At 63.3% G+C, this 20824-nt stretch carries 19 protein-coding genes and 4 pseudogenes; 12 read left to right on the top strand and 11 right to left on the bottom strand.

The genetic code is table 11. The features are described from left to right. Positions 1 to 356: 356 nt before the first annotated feature. Positions 357 to 737, top strand: coding sequence for a hypothetical protein (locus tag F5X71_RS20155; protein ID WP_167463444.1), 381 nt, complete (start codon positions 357 to 359; stop codon positions 735 to 737). 337 nt (positions 738 to 1074) lie between these two features. Here F5X71_RS20155 and F5X71_RS20150 read toward each other — a convergent pair whose 3' ends face one another. From F5X71_RS20150 to F5X71_RS20135, 4 genes and pseudogenes are all read right to left on the bottom strand, one after another. Continuing rightward, positions 1075 to 1767: a TetR/AcrR family transcriptional regulator gene (locus F5X71_RS20150; protein ID WP_167463443.1), complete on the bottom strand. Its 693-nt coding sequence runs from the start codon at positions 1765 to 1767 to the stop codon at positions 1075 to 1077. Positions 1768 to 1934: 167 nt separating this feature from the next. Further along, a pseudogene (locus tag F5X71_RS37770) lies at positions 1935 to 2385 on the bottom strand (MerR family transcriptional regulator). Positions 2386 to 2408: 23 nt separating this feature from the next. Beyond that, positions 2409 to 2664: pseudogene (locus tag F5X71_RS20140) on the bottom strand (SulP family inorganic anion transporter); the annotation flags it as partial. Then, on the bottom strand, positions 2658 to 3086 hold the full coding sequence (locus tag F5X71_RS20135; protein ID WP_238816016.1) for a cystatin family protein: 429 nt from the start codon (positions 3084 to 3086) through the stop codon (positions 2658 to 2660). The pseudogene F5X71_RS20140 and the gene F5X71_RS20135, both read right to left, overlap by 7 nt. A 465-nt stretch (positions 3087 to 3551) precedes the next feature. On the opposite strand from F5X71_RS20135, the gene F5X71_RS20130 reads away from it, so the two are divergent. From F5X71_RS20130 to F5X71_RS20115, 4 genes are all read left to right on the top strand, one after another. Further along, a complete protein-coding gene (locus tag F5X71_RS20130; protein ID WP_167463441.1) occupies positions 3552 to 4172 on the top strand; it encodes a hypothetical protein in 621 nt (206 codons plus the stop codon). A gap of 122 nt (positions 4173 to 4294) precedes the next feature. Next, positions 4295 to 6424 (top strand): MMPL family transporter, encoded by a 2130-nt coding sequence (locus tag F5X71_RS20125; protein ID WP_167463440.1) that lies wholly within the window; start codon positions 4295 to 4297, stop codon positions 6422 to 6424. Between the two features lies 1 nt (position 6425). Next, complete coding sequence (locus tag F5X71_RS20120) at positions 6426 to 7532, top strand: SDR family oxidoreductase (RefSeq protein WP_167463439.1); 1107 nt, start codon at positions 6426 to 6428, stop codon at positions 7530 to 7532. A gap of 210 nt (positions 7533 to 7742) precedes the next feature. Continuing rightward, entirely contained in the window at positions 7743 to 8330 is a 588-nt protein-coding gene (locus tag F5X71_RS20115) for an FAD-dependent oxidoreductase (protein ID WP_167463438.1), read from the top strand. 104 nt (positions 8331 to 8434) lie between these two features. Here F5X71_RS20115 and F5X71_RS20110 read toward each other — a convergent pair. Beyond that, positions 8435 to 8733 (bottom strand): annotated as a pseudogene (locus F5X71_RS20110) (transposase); the annotation flags it as partial. Between the two features lie 952 nt (positions 8734 to 9685). On the opposite strand from F5X71_RS20110, the gene F5X71_RS20105 reads away from it, so the two are divergent. Further along, positions 9686 to 10063, top strand: coding sequence for a hypothetical protein (locus F5X71_RS20105; RefSeq protein WP_167463436.1), 378 nt, complete (start codon positions 9686 to 9688; stop codon positions 10061 to 10063). A gap of 886 nt (positions 10064 to 10949) precedes the next feature. Then, positions 10950 to 11471, top strand: coding sequence for a hypothetical protein (locus F5X71_RS20100; RefSeq protein WP_167463435.1), 522 nt, complete (start codon positions 10950 to 10952; stop codon positions 11469 to 11471). 57 nt (positions 11472 to 11528) lie between these two features. Here the strand turns inward: F5X71_RS20100 and F5X71_RS20095 are convergent, their stop codons facing one another. The 6 genes and pseudogenes from F5X71_RS20095 to F5X71_RS20070 all read right to left on the bottom strand — a co-directional run bounded on the left by F5X71_RS20095 (position 11529) and on the right by F5X71_RS20070 (position 16320). Beyond that, positions 11529 to 12857 (bottom strand): IS30 family transposase, encoded by a 1329-nt coding sequence (locus F5X71_RS20095; protein WP_428981381.1) that lies wholly within the window; start codon positions 12855 to 12857, stop codon positions 11529 to 11531. Further along, positions 12820 to 13512, bottom strand: a complete 693-nt coding sequence (locus F5X71_RS20090; RefSeq protein WP_167463433.1) for an IS3 family transposase — start codon at positions 13510 to 13512, stop codon at positions 12820 to 12822. Before F5X71_RS20090 ends, F5X71_RS20095 begins: the two co-directional genes overlap by 38 nt. Positions 13513 to 13562: 50 nt before the next feature. After that, on the bottom strand, positions 13563 to 13913 hold the full coding sequence (locus F5X71_RS37765) for a transposase (protein WP_167463432.1): 351 nt from the start codon (positions 13911 to 13913) through the stop codon (positions 13563 to 13565). A gap of 227 nt (positions 13914 to 14140) precedes the next feature. Further along, positions 14141 to 15156, bottom strand: a pseudogene (locus tag F5X71_RS20080) (IS110 family transposase); the annotation flags it as partial. Continuing rightward, a complete protein-coding gene (locus F5X71_RS37760; RefSeq protein WP_167463431.1) occupies positions 15137 to 15529 on the bottom strand; it encodes a hypothetical protein in 393 nt (130 codons plus the stop codon). The gene F5X71_RS37760 and the pseudogene F5X71_RS20080, both read right to left, overlap by 20 nt. Positions 15530 to 15600: 71 nt before the next feature. Next, a complete protein-coding gene (locus F5X71_RS20070) occupies positions 15601 to 16320 on the bottom strand; it encodes a creatininase family protein (RefSeq protein ID WP_167466588.1) in 720 nt (239 codons plus the stop codon). 515 nt (positions 16321 to 16835) lie between these two features. Between F5X71_RS20070 and F5X71_RS20065 the strand changes: the two genes are divergently transcribed. The 5 genes from F5X71_RS20065 to F5X71_RS20055 all read left to right on the top strand — a co-directional run bounded on the left by F5X71_RS20065 (position 16836) and on the right by F5X71_RS20055 (position 20777). Further along, positions 16836 to 17993, top strand: a complete 1158-nt coding sequence (locus tag F5X71_RS20065) for a helix-turn-helix domain-containing protein (RefSeq protein WP_167463430.1) — start codon at positions 16836 to 16838, stop codon at positions 17991 to 17993. A gap of 141 nt (positions 17994 to 18134) precedes the next feature. Beyond that, the gene (locus tag F5X71_RS36655) at positions 18135 to 18431 is read left to right on the top strand and encodes a transposase (protein WP_203218191.1); all 297 of its coding nucleotides are present in this window, start codon (positions 18135 to 18137) and stop codon (positions 18429 to 18431) included. Further along, positions 18428 to 19312 (top strand): IS3 family transposase, encoded by an 885-nt coding sequence (locus tag F5X71_RS20060; RefSeq protein ID WP_203218192.1) that lies wholly within the window; start codon positions 18428 to 18430, stop codon positions 19310 to 19312. The genes F5X71_RS36655 and F5X71_RS20060 overlap by 4 nt, the downstream gene beginning before the upstream one ends. A gap of 287 nt (positions 19313 to 19599) precedes the next feature. Beyond that, positions 19600 to 19896: a transposase gene (locus F5X71_RS36650; protein WP_203218191.1), complete on the top strand. Its 297-nt coding sequence runs from the start codon at positions 19600 to 19602 to the stop codon at positions 19894 to 19896. Beyond that, positions 19893 to 20777, top strand: coding sequence for an IS3 family transposase (locus F5X71_RS20055; protein WP_203218192.1), 885 nt, complete (start codon positions 19893 to 19895; stop codon positions 20775 to 20777). Before F5X71_RS36650 ends, F5X71_RS20055 begins: the two co-directional genes overlap by 4 nt. The last annotated feature ends 47 nt before the right edge of the window (positions 20778 to 20824 follow it).

Genomic DNA, 20824 nt, shown 5'->3' with positions numbered 1-20824 from the left:
CCCATGCCAGCTGAGACAGGACAATAACGACAGTGTTTGGCGGCTCCGGCAAGCGAGCGCTCAGCGACTTTACCGGGCATTCGCGCGGCCCTGATTCTCGCCTCTGCTGACATTACAACCGGCCGCGGAGGCCCTGCCACCCGCTTGACGCAGACACCTCGAGTCGCGCCTCAGCGGTCCGGCCGGGGGACCCATCCAGGCTGGTCGCGGGTCCGAATATTCAGAAGTACGGCGGATTGGACTCACGAGCTCGCCTTCAAAGACAGGAAACCAAGATGCCAATGAACCGCGCGTGCACCGCTTCGCTGATTGCAGCAGCTGTTGTCGCAGTAGGGGGCTCCGTTATGCCCCCGACGGTGGCGTACGCCGAAAGCGAGACCTGGGCGACGATCACGCTGGATAGGCTTCCGCCCGTGCACATCGAGGTCGACGGCACGCGCTACACCTTGAAAGACATGATCTCCGGCACCGCCTCGTGCTCGTCCCCGCACGGGAACGACGCATCAATAAAAGTAGGGTACGGGTATAAGAGCTGGACGATTCCATGGCGAGCCGAACTGAAATGTGACGGAAAAGTGCGCCACTGGTCCGTGGCTAAACGCTCCGCCCTCATCCCACGTGGGCTGACCGGTCTCAGGACCGGTACGCACACTCTTGAGGCCGCAGTGTGGATAAACGGCACAATTTACGCCGAAACGCAGGCCCGTACAAACGTATTTGTCGAAGACCGCTACTAGTTGGGCGGCCACAATCAGCGGCTGCGGTTACCCGGTCGGTTCGACGCGTGTTAGATGTTCGGATCGACGGTTTCGAACACCCGGCCAAGTAGCGTCGCCAATTTAGACGCGATATTCGGCAGATCCGGATATTCGCCGAGCGCCGGCCGACCGCTTGTTCAGGGTCGGCCGTACGGTCGCACATCGGCATGAGGGTGTGTGCGGAAGAGGTGGAAGCCCCGGCACCGTGGTCTCCTGCCGTCATGATTCGTGAACATCTTCGACCGGTGTAGGTAACGACACGCCACAGGATTGGCGGACAGGTGACGTCACAATTCGCGGACGAAGCCACTAGGGCCTACTTATTGGCGATGCGCAGCAGCCATTCGTGCAGGAGGGCGGTTTCGGCTGCGCTCAAGGGGCGAGCCTGGTCGGTGAGCATTGCCTCGAGGCTCAGGGCGCGGGTAGCTAATGCGGCATTTCGGTGGTCGCTGTCGGGTCCGGTGGTGACGGCGGCGAGGATGATCTCACGCGTGCGTGCGGAGAGTTCGGGATCTCGGTCACCGCTGGGGGTGGCGATGAGTGAGAGGGTGACCCCGGTGTTGGTGGCGTGGATGAGGCCTGCGGCGGCCTCGGCGGGCATCCGCAATCTGCCTGCGACGGCGATGCGTTCGAGCACGGCGCGAAGCAGGCGGTTGGTCTCGGCGGCGGTGGCAGGTCGGCGTTCGGGCTGGGGTACGCCGTACATGAGTACGTAGAAGGCGGGATGGGTCAGGCCGAACTCGACGTGACTGTCCCATCCGCGTCTCAGGTCTTCCACCGGATCGTTGGTGGGGGTCAAGCTCTTCTTCTGCGCCAGGTATTGCTCGAATCCGTGCGCGGTGACTGCGTCGAGTAATCGCTGCTTATCGCCGAACAGTCGGTACAGGGTGGGCGCTTGCACATTGGCGGCCGCAGCGACCGCGCGCGTGGACACTGCTTCGGTGCCGCCGTTGGCCAGCAGGTCGGCGGCCGCGGCCAAGATGCGTTCACGGGTGGCGTTGGCTGTCATCACTCGCCCCTATCGACGGTAACGTTTTCTCGATAGCGACGATATCACGTCGAGGTTGCGGTCCTCGGAGCGACGGGCCCCTGGAACGTGAAGACTGTCGCTGATCAGGTCCCAGCGTCAAACGTGATGATCTGGTGTTCGCCCCGACCATCGGCGCTTGACCTTTGCTATCTCCTCTGCGCCATTCGTGGCCTCAAGCGAATACGGTGCTCGGGATCGTCGATGACCCCGCCGGTCAGTCCGAACGGTGTGGTGGTTCGTGCGGCGAGTAGTTCGGTGCACTCCTCGGCGTAGCTCAGCTGTCGCCGCAGCCGCTCGGCGCTGTCGCGGGCTTTGTCCCGGCGCGCGAGTAGGTAAGGGCTGCGAAGGTGCGTTGATCACCGGTGGTGGTGTCCGTTGTCGAGCACGGCGACTGCGCAGGAGCTGTTTCATTTCCGCGCGCGTGAATCCGAGCGGTTTCATCCGCCGGATCACCAGTAACCGGGCCACATCGGCTTCGGTGTAGAGCCGGAACCTGCCGGTCGAGCGTGCCGAAGGCTGAACCAGGCCGACTTCGTCGTAGTGGCGAATCGTCTTCAACGACAACTGGGTTCGCTCGGCTACCTGCCCGATTTGCAGGTAGCCGTCGGTGAATGCCTACCTCAGGGCGCGCCGGACAGGTGCACGGACAACCGTTCGTGCCGCGCGTCGGAGGCCGGACTCAATCCGATGTCGATCACGACATTGCGCGGGTCACCGAGATAGTCGAATTGGTAGACCAGATAATTGCTGGAGGCGAAGAACAACTCTCCGCGTACCCTTGTAGACGCGGGTGTCGATGTGGCCGTCCGCGTCGGACTCCGACGCTTTGATCACTTCGGTGAAATGTGCGACCCGGTGGGCGAAGGCGATCATGGCATGGCTTCGCATTCTAATTCCCGCAGTTGGGCGAAGTCCTCCCATGGTTTCACCCAGACTTCTGCTGTGCAGCGGTGTCGGTGCCCGTGTGGATCGACTGCGCAGTTCGCGTCCGCGGCTTGGGATTTGCGGCAGACCGTATCGGCCATTTCGAAGGCGACCCGGTATAGAATGCCGGCCTGGACTCGCTGTTTGGCATCGACGATGCGAATCAACTTGCGGTAGTGAAGCGTGTTGCTCTGATCGTTGAACTTGCTAACCGCGAACGCCGTCGCGGACGCTACCCCGTCGCTGTTCGGGTCTGCGGCGGACCATTTCCCCTCAGAGGATGGTTCAGCGTGCGCGTTGCCCGCGCAGACAGCGATCGCGACACCCGCCACGATCAAGCAAATCCAACCCAGCCGTAACCGATGAGCTGTCATGGCAGCCATTCAACAACAACATCAATGTGCTGAAGGCGCGACTCGCCGCAGCCCAGTTGGATCCGGCGGACCCGATCCGCCGTTATAGAATGGGCTGTCAGCGCGTGATCATGCGGCCAACAGCTCCGGATAATCCTGTACCCATCCGCCCTTCCGATGGCAACGAATTTCTAGTGGCGCACCCCCGGCTATCGGGATGGTCCGGCTCGCTTCGTTTGCTGGCCGATGCAGTCGGGAATGCTCAGCGCGCCATCTCGAGCCGTGGTCGAGTGCGTTCGGCCGTCCGGCGCTTTCATCGGTGGATCGAATGTACGGAAGGGAGTGCTGGGAATGCGACGATTGGGTGGAACAAGATCGACTGTGCCGGTAGCTGGCCGAGGACGAGCATGGTCTCGTAGGTCGAGTGTCGCAAGGTCTTTCACGGCCGCCGCGGTAAGCGTCGGTCTGTTCTGCATGGCGGGAGCGGTGCGCGCCGAACCCACCGGCAAGAGCGAGGACTCGGCGTCGGGGATTACGGTGCCCTGTACCGGCGGTAAGGGCACTTTCACCATTTCCCAAAAGGGCTCGGACTATATCGCCGAGGGTGCGGGCTCGTTCCCGGCGCAATCCGGTGGGGTGAGTGTGCAGAAGGTGGTGCAGCAGGCGCAGAAGATCCTGTGCGGTGGTGCGGCTTCCCCGTTCTCGGGCATTGCCGAGAAGCTGACCATCACCGAGGACCAAGAGGGCAAGGCGTGCGTGCTGACGTCCTCGAAGGCGGAGGGAACGGAGTCGGCTCCCGGTGGTGGGACGATCACGGTCAGCGGCGGGAAGCTGACGGCGACGATTCCGCTCGGTGGCGACGAACCGGTGCGGGTGACGGGCTCGGATTTCGGCCTCACCGGCGACGCCGTGCCGATCCTGTCGTCCGGCGGAGGCTTGCGGGGCACCGGGATCATCAAGGGATTGACCGTCTCGTCCTGCAACGAAATCCCGACCGGCAAGTTCACTGTGTCGGATGTTTCCACAACTGCGGAATTGCCGTCGCTGCCTGACGTACCTGGCCTCGGCAAACCAGAAGTGCCCGGCTTCGGTAAACCAACCGGCTGAAATACGGACGGTTCGAGCAGTCGAAGGGATGAGTCATGCATCGGGCGGCACGTGGTGAGGGTCTGCGCCGTTGGGCCCTCACGATGGCTCGGAACCGGCGTCGCGTGTATATCGTCTGGCTGTTGGTTGTCTGTGCCGGATTGCTCGGCTTGCCGCATCTGCTGAATTCGCTTGCCTCGCCCGCCATAACTGTCGACGGCTCCGAGTCGGAGCGTGCGGGGAAGTTGCTCGGTGCCGTGGTGCCTACGCTCGGAAACGAGCAGATGGTCGTGGTGCTCAACTCCGTGACGGCGAACCCGACCGGCGCCGAACTCGATTCGGCCGTCGCAGCGGTGGTCACGGAGTTGGGTGCTCGAGACATCGTCAGCGGAGCGATACCGTTGCCGCGGGCCGGTGATCGGACGCCGGCCCTGGCGATGCCGGAACTCCTGGAACCGGTGCATGCCTTGTTGCGCGACGAGCACACCGCGTACGTGCTCGTCGGAGTGTCCGGTGACGATCGGGAACGACAGCGACAGGCGCCAAGGATTCAGGCTGGGTTGGATCGTGCGGTCAGCGAGCGCGTGGGGGACGCCGTTCGTCCCTACCTGGTCGGGGTTTCGGTCTTCGGCGAGGCCGTGCAGCGCGCCGAGATCAGCGACCTGCTGCGGATCGACTTAGTCGCCATCCCGCTCGCCGCGCTCTTGTTGTTCCTGGTGCTGGCCGCACCGGCCGCGGCGGCGATACCGCTCGCCGTCGCCGGCGCGTCGGTAGTCGGTACCCTCGGCTTCTTTTCGCTGCTGGTGCACGCGGTGCCCCTGGACGGAATGCTGTTGGTCGGGGTCAACGCCATCGGACTGGGCATCGGCGTCGACTACGCATTGTTCGTGGTGACCCGGTATCGCGACGAGCTCGCGGCGGGCGCGAAGCCGGAGGACGCGGTGGCGACATCGATGGCGACCACAGGGCGTACGGCGCTGTATTCCGGCGTGCTGTTGCTGCTGGCCTGCGGAAGCCTGTTTCTGGTGCGGTGGAATGTCTTCGCTCAAGCGGCGTTCGGCACGATCGCGGTCGTCGTCGTGACCTTGGTCGCCGCGCTGACGCTGCTTCCGGCACTGCTGGTGTCGGCGACTCCGTGGCTGGGCTGGCGACCCCGCTGGATGCCGCACCCGTCGGCGAACACTGATCCGGTGCCGGGGTCACGGAAGTTGTTGCCGCGCTGGGCTGCTCATCTCATGAGACGGCCGTGGCCGTATGTCATCGGCATCACCGTCGGGATGGGTGTGCTCGCGATGCCCGCAATGGATCTGCGGCCGGGGACCGATATGGAAGAGCGCGCGCTGGCCGGTACCCCGTTCATTGTGGGGCGCACCATTAGTGATCGTGATGTGCCAGGCCTGTCCAGCATCGTCTACATCGTGGCGCAGCCCGCCGACGGAGCGGCCGAACTCGGCGTGACCCCGTTGCTGGCGGCGCTGCGCGCTGATCCGGGGGTCGCGGCCGTCGGTCACCTCAGCACCGGGGAAGGGGGTACCGCGATCCTCGCGGTACCCGGCTCGACGGTGAACTCACCCGCGAGTATTCAACTGGTACAACGTATTCGGGAAACCATCGTGCCCGCCACGCTGCCGCCCGGTAGTACCGTCCTGGTCGGTGGTGCCAGCGCGTTGACCGCCGATGTCCTGACCGAGACCTCGACGAAGTTGTGGCAGGTCATCGGCTGCGTGCTTGGTGTGATGTTTCTCGTGCTGACCTGGGCGCTGCGTAGTCTGCTGCTACCGCTGAAGGCGTTGGTCATGAGTCTGCTGGCCACCGGAGCGGCGTTCGGGCTGATGGCACTCGCTTTCCCACGCGATATGGCCGCCGAGGATCATTCGCTGGGCTCGAGCGCGATATGGCCGCAGGTGCCGCTGATCGTCTTCGCGGTGTTGTTCGGACTGACCACCGATTACGAGCTTTTCCTGGTACGCCGGATCCAAGAGGAGTACCGGCGCACCGCCGACAACGGCCACTCGATCGTTGCCGGACTGTGTGCCACGGCTCGTCCGATCTCGCTGGCCGCCGCCATCATCGCCGTCGCCTTCGGCAGCCTGCTGGTGTCCTCGATCGAAAGCGTGCGTGCCTTCGGATTCGCTGTCGCCGCCGGCCTGATCATCGATGCCACTGTGCTCCGGCTCGCCTTGGTGCCGGCGCTGATGCAGCTCATGGGTCGCTGGAACTGGTGGTTCCCGCTACCGACCGACCACGGCAAAGCCCAACTCGTGAAGGAGTGATGTGAGCGGATACCTGATCACCGGCGCGACCGGCTTCGTCGGCGGCGCACTGACTTTGGAACTACTTCGGAGCACCGCCGCGCCGATTCATGTGCTGGTGCGCGGTTCCGCGGCGGCGGCCGACGAGCGCGTCTGGTCCGCGCTGGGCACGGCCGTCCAGCGATACGGGCTCGACCATGAACTTCTGGTTCGCAACCGAGACCGCGTGCGAGTGATCACCGGCGACTTGACCGACGACGATCTGGCCCGCCGGTTGCCGGCCGGCGGTATCGATGAAGTGTGGCACTGCGCGGCCTCGCTGAAGTTCGACGACCGGAGCCGCCGCGAGATCTTCGCGGTCAATGTGTCCGGCTCCGCGCGGCTCGCAGATCTGGCCGAGCGGATCGGTGCCCGGCGATTCAACTATATGAGCACCGCGTACGTGACCGGAGCCGCGACGGGTCGGCTCGCCGAATCGCCGGTGCCGCACGATATCTCGGTCAACAATCAGTATGAGCGGAGCAAGGTGGCCGCGGAAACGATGCTGTTGACCCGTACCAGTCTGCCCACCTGTATCTGGCGGCCCAGCATCGTCGTCGGGCACAGCCGGACTTTCGCCGCCACCGGCTTCACCGGGTTCTACGGCTTCGTACGCGGGGTCGTGCTGTTGGCACGCCGACTGCAACAGGGCAACGGCGGCTCGACGCGACGATTGCGCTTCATGGCCGACCCCACAGCTGAGATCAACCTCGTACCTGTCGATTCTGTAGTGCGCCAAGCGGTTTGGCTGTCGACCCAGCCCGGCTTCGACGCTCGCATCGTGCACCTGACGAACCGATCAGCACCGACTATCGGTGATATCGCGGCCGCCTTGGCACTCCGCATCGGGATACACGACTTCGAATTCGTCTCCTCCCGAGCAGAACTCGGCCTTCTCGAACGAGGCATGCACAGTGCGATGCACTTCTTCGTGCCCCAGGGAAGGGGTACCAAGCACTTCGCCCAAGACATCGCCGAACGATACGGATCCCCCATCGATGCACCCATGGACGTGCACTATCTCCAAGCGCTGATCGACTGGTATCTCGACCATGCCCAGCCGGTCGGCAGCAGCCTTGCGGCCGTCTGAACTGATGATCACAAGCGCGAGTACGCCCACCTGGGCATCCTGAAGGGGCGGGCGCGCCGTACGCACCTGGCTCGACTGCCGCGCCGAGCTCTACCGATGGTCGAGGGAAGGTGCGGCACGTCCACGCGCGCTTTGGACGTAAGCGGGATACAAACTCGCGCCGCCTGAAGCCAGGTGGACTCGCGGTCCACTGTTGGAGGAAACTCAGATATGTCGTTGCAGCGTTCGCGTAGAACGGTATTGAAGGGCACGGTCGCGGCCACGTTGGCTGTCACGACCGGAGCCGTGACCGCGCACGCGACGCCGGGTGCCGGTCGCGATGTGGCGATTTTCGGTGGTGGGATGGCCGGACTCGCCGCAGCGCACGAACTGATTGTACGCGGCTATTCGGTGACGGTGTACGAACCGGCGTTCCTGGGTGGCAAAGCGCGCAGTATGCCAGTTCCGGGCACCGGGACCGGTGGACGTCGGGATCTTCCGGGGGAGCACGGTTTTCGGTTCTTCCCCGCCATTTATCAGCATGTCCCGGATACGATGCAGCGCATTCCCACCGCCCGCGGTGGGAATGTCAAGGACGATCACCTCACCGTCGTGCGGGATTTCGTAATGGCATTCGACGACCCCCGCTACGCCCCTGTGCTGATGCCGGGATCGATGTCGGGCTTCACGGCGGACGCCGAATCGATTGGCGCCGTAAGAAATCTGCAGAACGCGGTGATCACCGCATATCAGGGACTGGCTGACATTCCTGGTGGGGAGTTTCGGATTAACGGTGGATCCGGTCTCGGTGTGGGTTAGTTCCCGGTCGGGTGGATTCGGCCTTCTTCGGTGACTCAGCGATGAACTTACGCACGACGAGATCGGGAGTGCCCCGAGTTCGGCTTGGAAAAATTCCGCCACGGCTTGCGGCGACGGTCCGGGCTCAGAAGTTTCCCCGGCCGATCTCCTTGAGCATGTCGATGTCGAGGGCCTGCTCGGCGACCATCTTCTTCAACCGGGCATCCTCGCGCTCGAGTTCTTTGAGGCGTTTGGCGTCGTCGGACTTCATGCCGCCGTACTGATTCTGCCCGCGATGCCGGGTCGCCTCGGCGATCTCGAGGTGCTTGCACACGTCCTCGACCGAGAAGTTCTGCCCCAGCAGCTTCTCGCCCTCACTCAGCTTGCGGATGATCCGCTCGGGCGTATGCCGACGTCGTGCCATGGTGTGATCGTCTCCTTCCGCACCCATTGTGGTATATCGGAACTCTCACAACCGTGGACCGGGTCCAGGGGGCCACATCAGCTGGACCTGCTCAGCGGGCTCCAGTCAGCCGCGCTGTGTTACAGCGGTTCTCGGATCTCACATGCTACATTGAGTATGTTGTTACATTCCCCCGGGTGTTTGCGTAGTTATGGTGGTGGATGACGATGAGAGGGGAATGGCGTCGCAAAGATGTTCTGGCAAGGTTGTCGAGCAGGAGGACTTCACGCGAAGGTGCTGACGCGCCACGCCATAGATCCATCGCTCAACAATTATGCTGTGGGCATGTGTGTTGGTACTGGTATTGAATGGTTTCAATGCGACAGAACGTATGGGGGAATGGTGGGTGATTCCACACGAACAATGTGTTCGGCGGTAGTGGTCGTTGCTGCTATTATGACGCTCCCTCTGGCCATGTTAAGGTCGGCGGGCCCTGCGGCCGTACGCATTGCGGTATGCGAGAAGGGGCAGGGCGGTTCATTTTCTGGATTCTAGGCCAAGTCGCCTCTGGGCTGCAGCTTTCGATACCTGCTGGCTCGAAAGGAAAATCGGTATCGGAGGCGACGTCGTAAAGAAGATTCTCTACGAGATTGCCAGCGAGGCGGATGGGGTTGGTGGGGCTAGTCTGACAGTGACGACGTGACCTGGAGTTGAATTTAGATCATACCGATTATGTGCAGATAGGCCAAAGGAACTGAACGTCTCAGCGATATGTCGGCCCTACTCAAGTGGGTTCGGAGTCCGTTTTCCTGATTCCAGCCATAGTGAATCAGGGCTGCGGCAAGGATGTGGGAGATTATCAAGGTTGGTCGCAACGTTGTGTGGCTGGCATATCGCGCTATAGAAATCGATCGGCTCGTACGATGCGTCGATCGTTCCGAATAAGTGCTGAACTTATCAGGAGGGTTGCGCGGTGAAGGTGTTGAAAACTGCAGCTGTTGTTGTCTCGATCATGGGCTTCTCCGCAATAATAATGCAACCTGCACAAGCGCGGGAAAACGTCACGAGCTACGAATGTGAGCATGTCAGTCTTCAGGAGACTGAAGAACGTAACGTGGATGGCAAACCGCTTTACAGCCTGCTCGCTACTGGGTGCAAATCGCGCGAAGGTCAGCCAGGCGAAGGGGGCGAGAAAGTATCGGTGTTCCATGCCAAACGTGGGGAAGTGCTTAATCGACGTGGAGAAACAATAGAGAAGGGTGACATTATTGGAAGCTGCGAAAATACGGAAGAGGGTGATCAACAAGGACTGATTGTCGGAAGCGGCTGTCACGGCGACGTCGCCGGTTGATCAAGGGTGGCCGGGCGCGGTCGGGACGTGGCTCTACCCCGGTCCGCCGGGCTGACCTGTTCGAGCTCGTCGAGGCTGCCCGGGGGCCCGTGCGGTGCCCCGCCTATGCAGCGATACCACGACCTCGGACAAACCGTCAGCGGCACGGGCATTCTTTCAGCGTCGAACCGGACACTGCGGGTGCAGAAGAGCTTCGCACGATCATCCGGGAACCGTCCGCCCAGATCACCAACGACGCGCGGGCCCGGCTCCGCGTTCGCCCGAGAATCCCCACACCCGCGCCGACGTCTACATCCCCGACCCTTCCTACGCCTTCGAAGTCCACCTACGCCCACCCAATTCGCCGCCAGCACCAAAGCCGGCACCGCCAAGGGCGCCGACACGCTCTGGTTCATCCGCCACGACCTCACCGGCACCCCATCAACAAAGCCATGTGGTGCATACCCAGCGCGCGCTGCAAGGTCCTCGACCGCCGCCAACGCTGGACCCGCAACCAACCCGAATTCCCACCCTGGACCGACGACACCCACGCCCTCGACCAGATCGATCGTGCGTGCCGGTCCCCGGCGCCGCACGCCGAACCACCGTGTGGCGGGCAGTATCGCCATCCCGATCCCGAGCTATCGGCCGCCCCAGAAACTCGCCCCCGGACACAACCCGACCTCAACGTCGTCACCTTCGCTTTCGCGGTTGAGTATTTCGGCGAACGCGGCGGACAACTCCACTCCGGCGCCGACCGTGCTCCGCGCAGTCACCTGCTTCGCCAGGGGGTTACCGCTGGCCCCGGAAGATATCTCTCCTCGCGCGGCGGCTACGCACCCCTCGCGGTGCGTTCCTCACCTACGCTGATCAGTGATCAGTCCTGATACGAGGTGAGGAGCTCGCCATGATCGCTGCGGTCGTCATGGATCTCGACGGGATCATCGAATCCGCGCCCCTGTGGCGAGGCACCGACCATGTACGGCAAGTCCGGGCGATCGACGACGCGGACGCGCTGGTGCGAGTCCTCGCCGGTTATGTTCCGGTGGTGATCGCCACCACCGCACCCGCAGGCTACGTCGCCGCGCTGACCGATCAGCTGCCCGACCTGTTCGACCCGGTGTCCAGCATCGTCGTCGGCGATCCCGCCGACCTGCTGGAAATCACTCTCGAATCGCTGGGCATGGCAGCGGGAAACGTAGTGGCGCTGCTCAATTCCGCCGAGGGCCTGATGGACGCCCGCGCCCTCGGGATGCGGGCGATGGCACTGCCCAGCCCGCGAAGTCCGCTGCCGTGGCAGGTAGCTGACGCGGGCATTCCGATCAGCCCGGCTCCCCACCATGCGGCGGTGTCGCTGCTGCGTGCCTTCCGGACCGAGGGCGTGATCCCACTACGCTGGAAGCTCATCCGGCAGCTGCTTCCCGTCTGACACCGAACTGACACCCTAAGATACTGGGCGGACTCAATCGATCGTCGCAATACTGGTTTATTGGAGCGATCGTAGCTGCTCGGTGAAGGCTTCGGCGGGTGTCTTCCAGCCGAGGGTTTTGCGGGGTCGGGTGTTGAGGGTGTGCGCGATGGCCGCGATCTCGCGCGCGGACCATCGGGACAGGTCCGTGCCTTTCGGAAAGTATTGGCGTAGAAGACCATTCGTGTTCTCGTTGGTGCCGCGCCGCCAGGGGCTTTTCGGGTCGGCGAAGAATATCTGCACGCCCGTGCGGGCGGTGAACCTGGCGTGGTCGGATAACTCCTTGCCTCGGTCCCAGGTCAGCGACCGGCGTAGCGGGGGTGGCAGCGGGCGCATCGTCCTGGTGAGCGCATCGGTCATGGTCACCGCGCCGTAGCCGGCCAGAGCGGGGCCGTTCTTGACGCGGGCGATGACGCCGTAACCGTCCTCGCGGGGCAGGTGAACCAGCATCGTGAACCGGGTGGTGCGCTCGACCAGGGTGCCGATCGCCGAACGCTGCAGCCCGATCACCAGATCACCTTCCCAGTGCCCGGCAACCAGCCGATCGTCGACCTCGCCGGGCCGATTCCTGATCAACGTTTCGGTGGTGACATGCGCCCAGGCTTTCTGCTTGGCGCGTGCGCGCGGGACTCGTAGTGCCCGGCCCCTGCGCAGGCAGCCGACGAGTTCACGGTCGAGCCCGCCGCGGGATTCGACATACAACGCCTGGTAGATCGCCTCGTGGCTGATGCGCATGGACTCGTCGTCGGGAAATTCGAACTTCAGCCGGTGGGAGATCTGCTCCGGGCTCCACGCGGTCACCCACGCCCGATCGCCACGATGCGGCTTGTTGCGGCCCTTCCACTCCGGACCGGCAGGACCAGCTACCACGCGCCCGTCAGCGCCTCGCACGACCCCGGACAGCTTGTCTTGCACGTATTCTCGCAGTCGGTCGTTGAGGACCAGTTCGGCGGTCTTGGGGCGTTTGGCGCGGCGCTCGGCATGCCACTGCGCCGTCGACGCCTTGTAATCCAGCCGATAGGTACGAGTGGACGCGTTGCGGCGCAATTCCCGCGAGACCGTCGACGGATTCCGTCCGAGTCGGCGAGCCATCTCGCGAACTCCAGCGCCCTGAGCACGCCACAACGCGATGTCCTCACGCTCGGCCGACGACAGATACCGACCCGAAACGGACTGGGGCAAACGCGGATTCACCCCGCCAGCATGACGGAACCAGCGGAACCCGACCGGTGAGGACACCCCCGCCTCGACCGCAGCGTCCTCGGTCATCACCCCACGCGCAATCGCGGCCCAGAACCGGACCCGATCCTCACACCACGCCACCGTCGGCCGGCCCGGCGAGGGCATCTGCCCCCGATACTCCCGAACAGTCTTCCACCGCTGAACAACTCCCACCGCCAACACCCTCCATGATCAGGAGCGTTGCGACGATCGATTGAGTCCGCCCTGGGCGCCGCGGTCGCTGTGCAGCGATCGTCGACCGGCAGCGGCCGCCGCGCACGAACACCGCCCGGTCGACAGCGGTGATGACCAGCTCGGCGCGCATATGGTCGGCCACGGCCCAGCCCAGCGCCCGTCGGGAATGCTCATCGCGGATGGCGCACAAGAACATGTCACCTTCGCCGCAGGCCAGATAGGTGATATCCGAAGACCAGACGAGATCGGGACGGCCGCGATCGAATCGGTGGCCGACCAGATCCGGCGGGAAATCGGCCACCGGATCGACCACGGTAGTGGGCTTGAACGAACGCGGGCTGATGCCCTCGATCCCGAGATCGGCCATGATCGCCGCGACGGTGTTCTTCGAGACCCGCTCGCCCTCGGCGTGCAGGTCGGCGGTGATGCGCGGCGAACCGTAGGTACCGCGCGAGGCACGGTGGTGGGCAAGAATTTTCACTTCCAGACCCAGGCGCCGCTGCAGTCGCGGTGAGGGTTGCGGATCGGCACGGACCTGCAGGAACCGGTAGTAGCCCGAGGTCGAGACGCCGAGCAATCCGGCCATGCGGTACACATCGTGGTCGGCGCACTCTGCCGCCATGAGCTCGAACCTGCTCATTTTGGATGCCGTGCCGCAAGGTACGCCGAGGCTTTTCCAGAAGGGCGATGTCCTTGGCTTGTTCGGCCATCTTCGCCGCCTGCGCGGTCACCGTGGCCCGCAACCGGGCCAGTTCCGCACACTCGTCCTCGGAAAGTGGTTGAGCACCTTTGGTATTGGGTTCCACCACGGCCAGCCTGCCCAGCCGAAGCCATCCGCCGCCGCTCGTCACGCACCCACTTGTGCAGCAGGTTCTCGTGCACATCCAGCTCGCGAGCGACATCACGAACCGGAGGACCGGAATCGATCACCCGATGCGCCGCCTCCACCCGATACTCAGGCGAATACGATCGACGCGGACGAGGCATGAGGAACATCCTTCCAGGGACAATCGGTCCCGCTATTTCGGATGTCCACTACTTCAGGGGTTCCTCTGTATTTGTCAAGCTGCCGGAACTGGCATCGTCGTAGTCTGGAGTGCGGCGGGTTCCGGAAGTGACTTATCCGAAGAGCCGGTCCACGGGGTTGTACCGGTCGCGCAGGGTTCTGTAGTCGCCCCCGAGTGTCCTCCGGGACCCGCCCCAGGTGCCTGGAGCCGCTCGTCGGCGATCGTGATGCGCCAAACATGGTCGCAGAGACGGCGTTTGAGGCATCGCATCGCTTCCCTGTGGCTCTTGCCCTCGGCGATCTTCTTGTCGTAGTACGCCCGGCCTCTACTGCAGGGCATGCGGACTTGGACCAGGGCGATGGTGTGCAAAGCGTTGTTGAGTTGACGGTCACCTTCACGAGAGAGGCGATGCCGCTCCTTGTCGGCGCTGGCGATCTGGATCGGCGCGACACCGGCATGCACGGCGAATGCGCCCGACGTGCGGAATCTCGATGCGCGGCCGGTGCGGCCCAGCAGGCGAGTGGCCACGACCGGGCCGACGCCGACGACGTCGAGCAGGCTGGTGCCGGATTCGACGACCGTGTCCTGCATGCGTTGCTGGTTGGCCTTCAGCCTGGTGTCCAGGGTCCGGATCTCGGCGACCAGTTCCCGGGCCAGCTCCTTGCGGACGCGCTCGACCGGCGAGGCCGGCCGGATTCGACGCAGGGCGTCGGCAGCCTGGTTGGCGGTCAAAGCGGTGGATACGCCGCCGGGCAGCAGTTCACGCATCACGGCGTGCGGCTGGTTGACGGTGCGGGTGGGTTGCCTGGTCAGGTTGGTGCGGCGCTCGTCGAGCATCCGCAGTACGGTGGCTGCTCCTTCGGCCTCCACCGGGACGGCGTCGCCCTGCAACGCGGCGACGCTCGCCGCTGCGGCGGCATCGAGTTTGTCGTTCTTGCGCCGGCGTCCTCGCGACAGCTCCCGCACGCGCGCGGTCGCCGTTGCTGGCACGTCGGTCACCGTCTCGCCCTGGGCCATCAGCCACTGGGACAGATGCCGGCCCAAGCCCACGCGTTCTCCGCCGCCCACCTGCGCTCTTGAAATCGCTTCGACCACAACAGAAGCCGCCGATACTCCGGCAGTGTCGCGTCGAGGCGGATTGTCTCGAGCGTCTTGTGGTCGCCGCTGTCCAGCGCCGCCGCTGTATGCGTGGATTTGTGCGGGTCAACCCCGATCACGACCATCAACCGCGTTACCCTTCAACTCGTTTCGGATGAAGAAGCCGCAGGCGACATTCCGGCTTTCGGCCTGTGTATCTCGCACCTGTGTTGAGTCAAACCCGCGGCCGGTGCCGAGCCGGGACGCGAACCCCGGCGAGCCAGCCACATCGGGCGGCAGGAATCTCACGAGCCAGCCCCGACTCTGCACCTCCAGCAGGCTACGACTGGTGATCATCCAGCACGCCCAACCGGTGCCATTCATATAAGCTGGAACCTCACTCGCCGCGGTACCCGAGACAAGGCCACCGCTAGCCGCTGGATCGTCGAGCAGACTTTCGCCCTGCCGCACCAGTACCGGCGGCTGGCCATCCAATGGGAACGACGCACTGATATCCATCACGGATTCCTCGACCTCGCCGCTGCCCTGATCTACTGGCGACGACTCAGCAACCGAACCCGATAGGAGCTCTAAAGGCTCTTGCCGGTCAGTTGCTTTAGATGGTAAGCGAAGGATGCATTGAGGCTGTCAAGCGCGGCTTGGCCTTTGGCTGCGGTAGCGAGGGACGGGCGGCCGATGATTCCGCTGGTGGTGTAGCCGGCCATTCCGGTCATGAGTAGATGCGGACGGTCTCGCGCCTCGTGGTCGGCCTCTTTGTAGCTATCGCTGACAAGTTCGGGGTAGGCATGGAGCAGGATCGAGGTCTCCAGTTCGCCGCCGTGCATATCGTCGTGGTCGGTCGTTTCTATCTCCGCGTGGATTCGGGCGGAACACCAGTCCTCCATTGTCGGAAACAACATCATCGGCCGACCGGCCGCGTTGTGCTCGCATACGACGTTCGCAAGCACGTGGTTACCGCCATGCCCGTTTACCAGTATCAGGCTGGGGATGCCTGATCTGTTCAGCGACTGCGCGATATCGTCCACCACGGCAACCAGCGTCACCGCTCTGATTGATACCGTGCCAGGAAATTTGGCGTGTTCTTGCGAGCACGTTACCGCGACCGGAGGTAGCAGAAACAGCTCGTAGGTTGCCGCGACTCGCCTCGCGATCTCACACGCGATCAGCGTATCGGTCGCCAATGGCAGGTGATCGCCGTGCTGTTCAAAGCTTCCGACCGGAAGGGTCGCGATCCGGGCACGTCGGACTGATGCATCGTGTGAGGTGGACGTGCAGAATGCGAAGGTCACGGTGATCACTCCCTGTGTGTCCAGGCCACGGAGCCGTGGGTCCCTCGCGGGCAGGCGATATGAGCTGACGTAAAGTATATCGTTGTCCTTCTCGGCGAGCTGGGATATGCGTCGGCAGAATGGGATTCATGCGTAGTGGGCATTCGTGGCTCGGCCGAAGCGGTCTCGACTATCATTGAAGGTTGAACGCTGCATCGCAGGATTCGACGAATCCGTCACACTGTCTGCCTGAGCCGTTCGGATGGTTCCGTGATGCCGCTGACCGGGTCGAAGGCCGTGCACAGTTGGTCGTTCACAATAGCTGCCCCACAACGGTTTTCGACGGAAGCGAGACGGTTATGCTGGACAAGCAACGCCGGAATTGCCCCCGGTGCGGGGCAGGCTTGGCGCGCGACAATAAAGCAACGACGTGCGGTCCCTGCAGTCGGAAGGTGGGCAGGCCGCCCCGGTTGAGTGCCACGGACTGGCGTACAAGTGGCCTGCGAACGGCGTTGCGGAGTAAGGATATCGGCGCGGTGCTCAATACATGGCGGCATCATCCCCACCATGGCGAGCACCCGGTTTCGCAAGCTCAGTTGGCCCGATGGCTGGGCATCACCCAGGGGCAGCTGAGTCGAATCGAGAACGGCCGCAATAAGGTACGAGATCTTGACAAACTGGTCCGCTACGCCCGTGCGCTCGGAATTCCGCCTGAGCTGCTCTGGTTCGATATCGACGATAACCCGGGAAGGCCGTCCGCGTTGCCCCCTTTGCGGCTCAGCGGCGGCACGGTACCCACTAGCTCGGCTGCCGACACACTGATCATCGATTCGCTGCTGTCCACACTGGAAGCGTACGTCCGCACTGACAGTCTGGCCGGTCCGCAATCCTTGGTTCCGCTCGTGACCCAGCAACTGCAGTTCGTGGAGGGCCTTGGACGTACCAGTTACGGTCAAACCCAGAAGCGAATAAATGTCGTTCATGCTCGATTCGCTGAATTTCTAGGCTGGCTGCACCAAGATGCCGGGGATTTGCGCGCAGCAGTCAAGTTCACCACTATTGCCGCCGACCTGGCTCGCGAGACGGGGGAGCGGCAACTGCTGTCGTACGTCACCATGAGGCAGAGCAACCTTGCCGCTGATGCTGGTAAGGCACATGCCACCATCGCCCTCGCTCGGACCGCATTGAATACGACCGCCCGCCTCACTCCTCGCCATCGTGCTGCGGCGCTACGACAACTTGCCCAGGGTTACGCCCGCCTCGGCCACGCAAAGGACGCTACTCGAGCTCTCGAACAGGCCCGGCAGCAAGCTTCGTCGTCGAACGGCGGCGAGTGCGACTTGGCGAGTTACTGCACGCCTGAATACATCGGAATGGAATCCGCGGAGTGCTTCCTCGAATTGGGGCGTCCCGATGAAGCCCTAGCGGTCCTGGAGCCGCAGATATCTGCTTGGAAGACGGAGAATCGGCGCGACCTCGGCCGCGGCTTGGCGCTGCTGGCTGTCGCCCTGGCGGGGACATCAAGGCCTGACGAAGCGATCGACGTTGCCCGGCATGCCCTGCGTATCATCGCCGAAACCCGTTCCGTCCGGGCTGAGGAACAGTTGAACCGCGTAGTCCGGCAGCTACACGCGCAGCAAGCGCCCGATCACGCGAGGCACCTACGTCTCGTTATCCGAAACACGTTGGGATGAATGGAACTGTCGCGTCGTCCGCGCAGGAATCCGGCCTGACGGCATATTCATTTGTTCCCGTTCGCTAATAGCCGCAAGTGGAGCGTTCCCGGTTCGGTGGACACGGAGGAGATAGCCGCCTGGTAGCACGGGAGTTTGGTGTTGGGTTCGACGCGGCGTAGTTTCACCGAGGAGTACAAGGCCCAGGCGGTAGGTTTCGTCCTGGATCAGGGTCGGCCGGTGGCCGAGGTGGCGCGCAATATCGGCGTGCACGAGATGACGTTGAGGAAATGGGTGAAGAGGGCGAAGGAATCCGGGGTTTCCGGTGACCGGGAGAAGGGACTGACCGACTCGGAACAGGCCGAGTTGGAACGGTTGCGTGCGGAGAACGCGGAGTTGAAGATGCAGGTCGCGTTCGCAAAAAAAGTTGCGACCTGGTTCGCGAAAGACCAGCGGTGAAATTCGCCGCGATCGCGGACTGGGCTGCGTCGGGGGAATTCGACATCGAGTTCATGTGCCGGGAACTGGACGTGTCTCGGTCGGGCTACTACAAGTGGAAAGGCCGCGGTCGCAGCGACCGGGAGCGCGACGATCGCATGCTGACGCTGCTGATCGAGGCGATCCACGCGAAACTGCGTGGCAATCCGGGTGTTCGGCGTGTGCACGCGGCGCTGGCGGCGGCCGGGCGGCGGGTCTCGCGTAAGCGGGTGTGGCGGTTGATGCGGGCGGCCGGTCTGCAAGGCCGGTTTCCGAAACCGTTCCGGCGCACCACGATCCGGGGATCCAAGCCGGTGGACGCCGCGGATCGGATCGGGCGTGATTTCACTGCCGCGCAGCCGAACCAACGCTGGTGCGGTGACATCACCTACGTCAAGACCTGGACCGGGTGGGCGTATCTGGCCACCGTGATCGATCTGCACGATCGGGCCGTGGTCGGCTGGGCGATCGCTGATCACATGCGCACGTCGCTGGTCACCGACGCCCTCGATATGGCCATCGCGCGCCGACGCCCGGCGAAAGGTGTTGTTTTCCATAGCGATCGCGGAACCCAGTACACCTCGAAGGAATTCGCGAAATATTGTGCAAAGAATGGTGTCCTACGGTCCCTCGGCCGGACGGGATCGTGCTTCGACAACGCGGTCGCGGAATCGTTCTTCGCGACCTACAAAAAGGAGCTGGTACACGCTCGTCCGTGGCCGACGGTGAAGTCGCTGCAGAAGGAGACGTTCGACTGGATTGAGTTCTACTACAACACCGTTCGTCCGCATTCGGCGCTCGGCTATTTGACACCACGGCAATACGAGTTAGGGTACAGAGAAATCAGTCAGATCGCGGCTTGATCCCGAGTCCACAAAACCGGGAACACTCCAAAGTGATCCACGCGAGGCAGGCTCGCCGTATGCAGTATCCTCGATACAGCACGAGATCCCCGCTACGCCTTGACTGCTAGTCCGCTACCCCGATGCTGAGCATATGCGGCACGGCTTTCGTCGTCTTTCCTTCGGGCAATATATTGAGAGTTATCCCAAGGGGCAGCCTTTATCTCGCCAGACGGACAGAAGGCTGGAGCGTTCCCGGTTCGGTGGACACGGAGGAGATAGCCGCCTGGTAGCACGGGAGTTTGGTGTTGGGTTCGACGCGGCGTAGTTTCACCGAGGAGTACAAGGCCCAGGCGGTAGGTTTCGTCCTGGATCAGGGTCGGCCGGTGGCCGAGGTGGCGCGCAATATCGGCGTGCACGAGATGACGTTGAGGAAATGGGTGAAGAGGGCGAAGGAATCCGGGGTTTCCGGTGACCGGGAGAAGGGACTGACCGACTCGGAACAGGCCGAGTTGGAACGGTTGCGTGCGGAGAACGCGGAGTTGAAGATGCAGGTCGCGTTCGCAAAAAAAGTTGCGACCTGGTTCGCGAAAGACCAGCGGTGAAATTCGCCGCGATCGCGGACTGGGCTGCGTCGGGGGAATTCGACATCGAGTTCATGTGCCGGGAACTGGACGTGTCTCGGTCGGGCTACTACAAGTGGAAAGGCCGCGGTCGCAGCGACCGGGAGCGCGACGATCGCATGCTGACGCTGCTGATCGAGGCGATCCACGCGAAACTGCGTGGCAATCCGGGTGTTCGGCGTGTGCACGCGGCGCTGGCGGCGGCCGGGCGGCGGGTCTCGCGTAAGCGGGTGTGGCGGTTGATGCGGGCGGCCGGTCTGCAAGGCCGGTTTCCGAAACCGTTCCGGCGCACCACGATCCGGGGATCCAAGCCGGTGGACGCCGCGGATCGGATCGGGCGTGATTTCACTGCCGCGCAGCCGAACCAACGCTGGTGCGGTGACATCACCTACGTCAAGACCTGGACCGGGTGGGCGTATCTGGCCACCGTGATCGATCTGCACGATCGGGCCGTGGTCGGCTGGGCGATCGCTGATCACATGCGCACGTCGCTGGTCACCGACGCCCTCGATATGGCCATCGCGCGCCGACGCCCGGCGAAAGGTGTTGTTTTCCATAGCGATCGCGGAACCCAGTACACCTCGAAGGAATTCGCGAAATATTGTGCAAAGAATGGTGTCCTACGGTCCCTCGGCCGGACGGGATCGTGCTTCGACAACGCGGTCGCGGAATCGTTCTTCGCGACCTACAAAAAGGAGCTGGTACACGCTCGTCCGTGGCCGACGGTGAAGTCGCTGCAGAAGGAGACGTTCGACTGGATTGAGTTCTACTACAACACCGTTCGTCCGCATTCGGCGCTCGGCTATTTGACACCACGGCAATACGAGTTAGGGTACAGAGAAATCAGTCAGATCGCGGCTTGATCCCGAGTCCACAAAACCGGGAACACTCCAGGCCGGTGGGTCTCTAC

The organism is Nocardia brasiliensis (assembly GCF_011801125.1).
GTDB classification, from domain to species: Bacteria; Actinomycetota; Actinomycetes; order Mycobacteriales; family Mycobacteriaceae; genus Nocardia; species Nocardia brasiliensis_C.
The sequence above is the reverse complement of the archived record's forward strand: the minus strand, read 5'-3'. Positions and strand labels throughout refer to the sequence as shown.

Bases quoted from the DNA above. Each gene is read 5' to 3' on its own strand.
- F5X71_RS20150 (WP_167463443.1), bottom strand. From the start codon at position 1,767: ATGACAGCCAACGCCACCCGTGAACGCATCTTGGCCGCGGCCGCCGAC.
- F5X71_RS20135 (WP_238816016.1), bottom strand. From the start codon at position 3,086: ATGACAGCTCATCGGTTACGGCTGGGTTGGATTTGCTTGATCGTGGCG.
- F5X71_RS20115 (WP_167463438.1), top strand. From the start codon at position 7,743: ATGTCGTTGCAGCGTTCGCGTAGAACGGTATTGAAGGGCACGGTCGCG.
- F5X71_RS20100 (WP_167463435.1), top strand. From the start codon at position 10,950: ATGATCGCTGCGGTCGTCATGGATCTCGACGGGATCATCGAATCCGCG.
- F5X71_RS20095 (WP_428981381.1), bottom strand. From the start codon at position 12,857: ATGCCCTCGCCGGGCCGGCCGACGGTGGCGTGGTGTGAGGATCGGGTC.
- F5X71_RS20090 (WP_167463433.1), bottom strand. From the start codon at position 13,512: ATGGCCGGATTGCTCGGCGTCTCGACCTCGGGCTACTACCGGTTCCTG.
- F5X71_RS37765 (WP_167463432.1), bottom strand. From the start codon at position 13,913: ATGCCTCGTCCGCGTCGATCGTATTCGCCTGAGTATCGGGTGGAGGCG.
- F5X71_RS37760 (WP_167463431.1), bottom strand. From the start codon at position 15,529: ATGGATATCAGTGCGTCGTTCCCATTGGATGGCCAGCCGCCGGTACTG.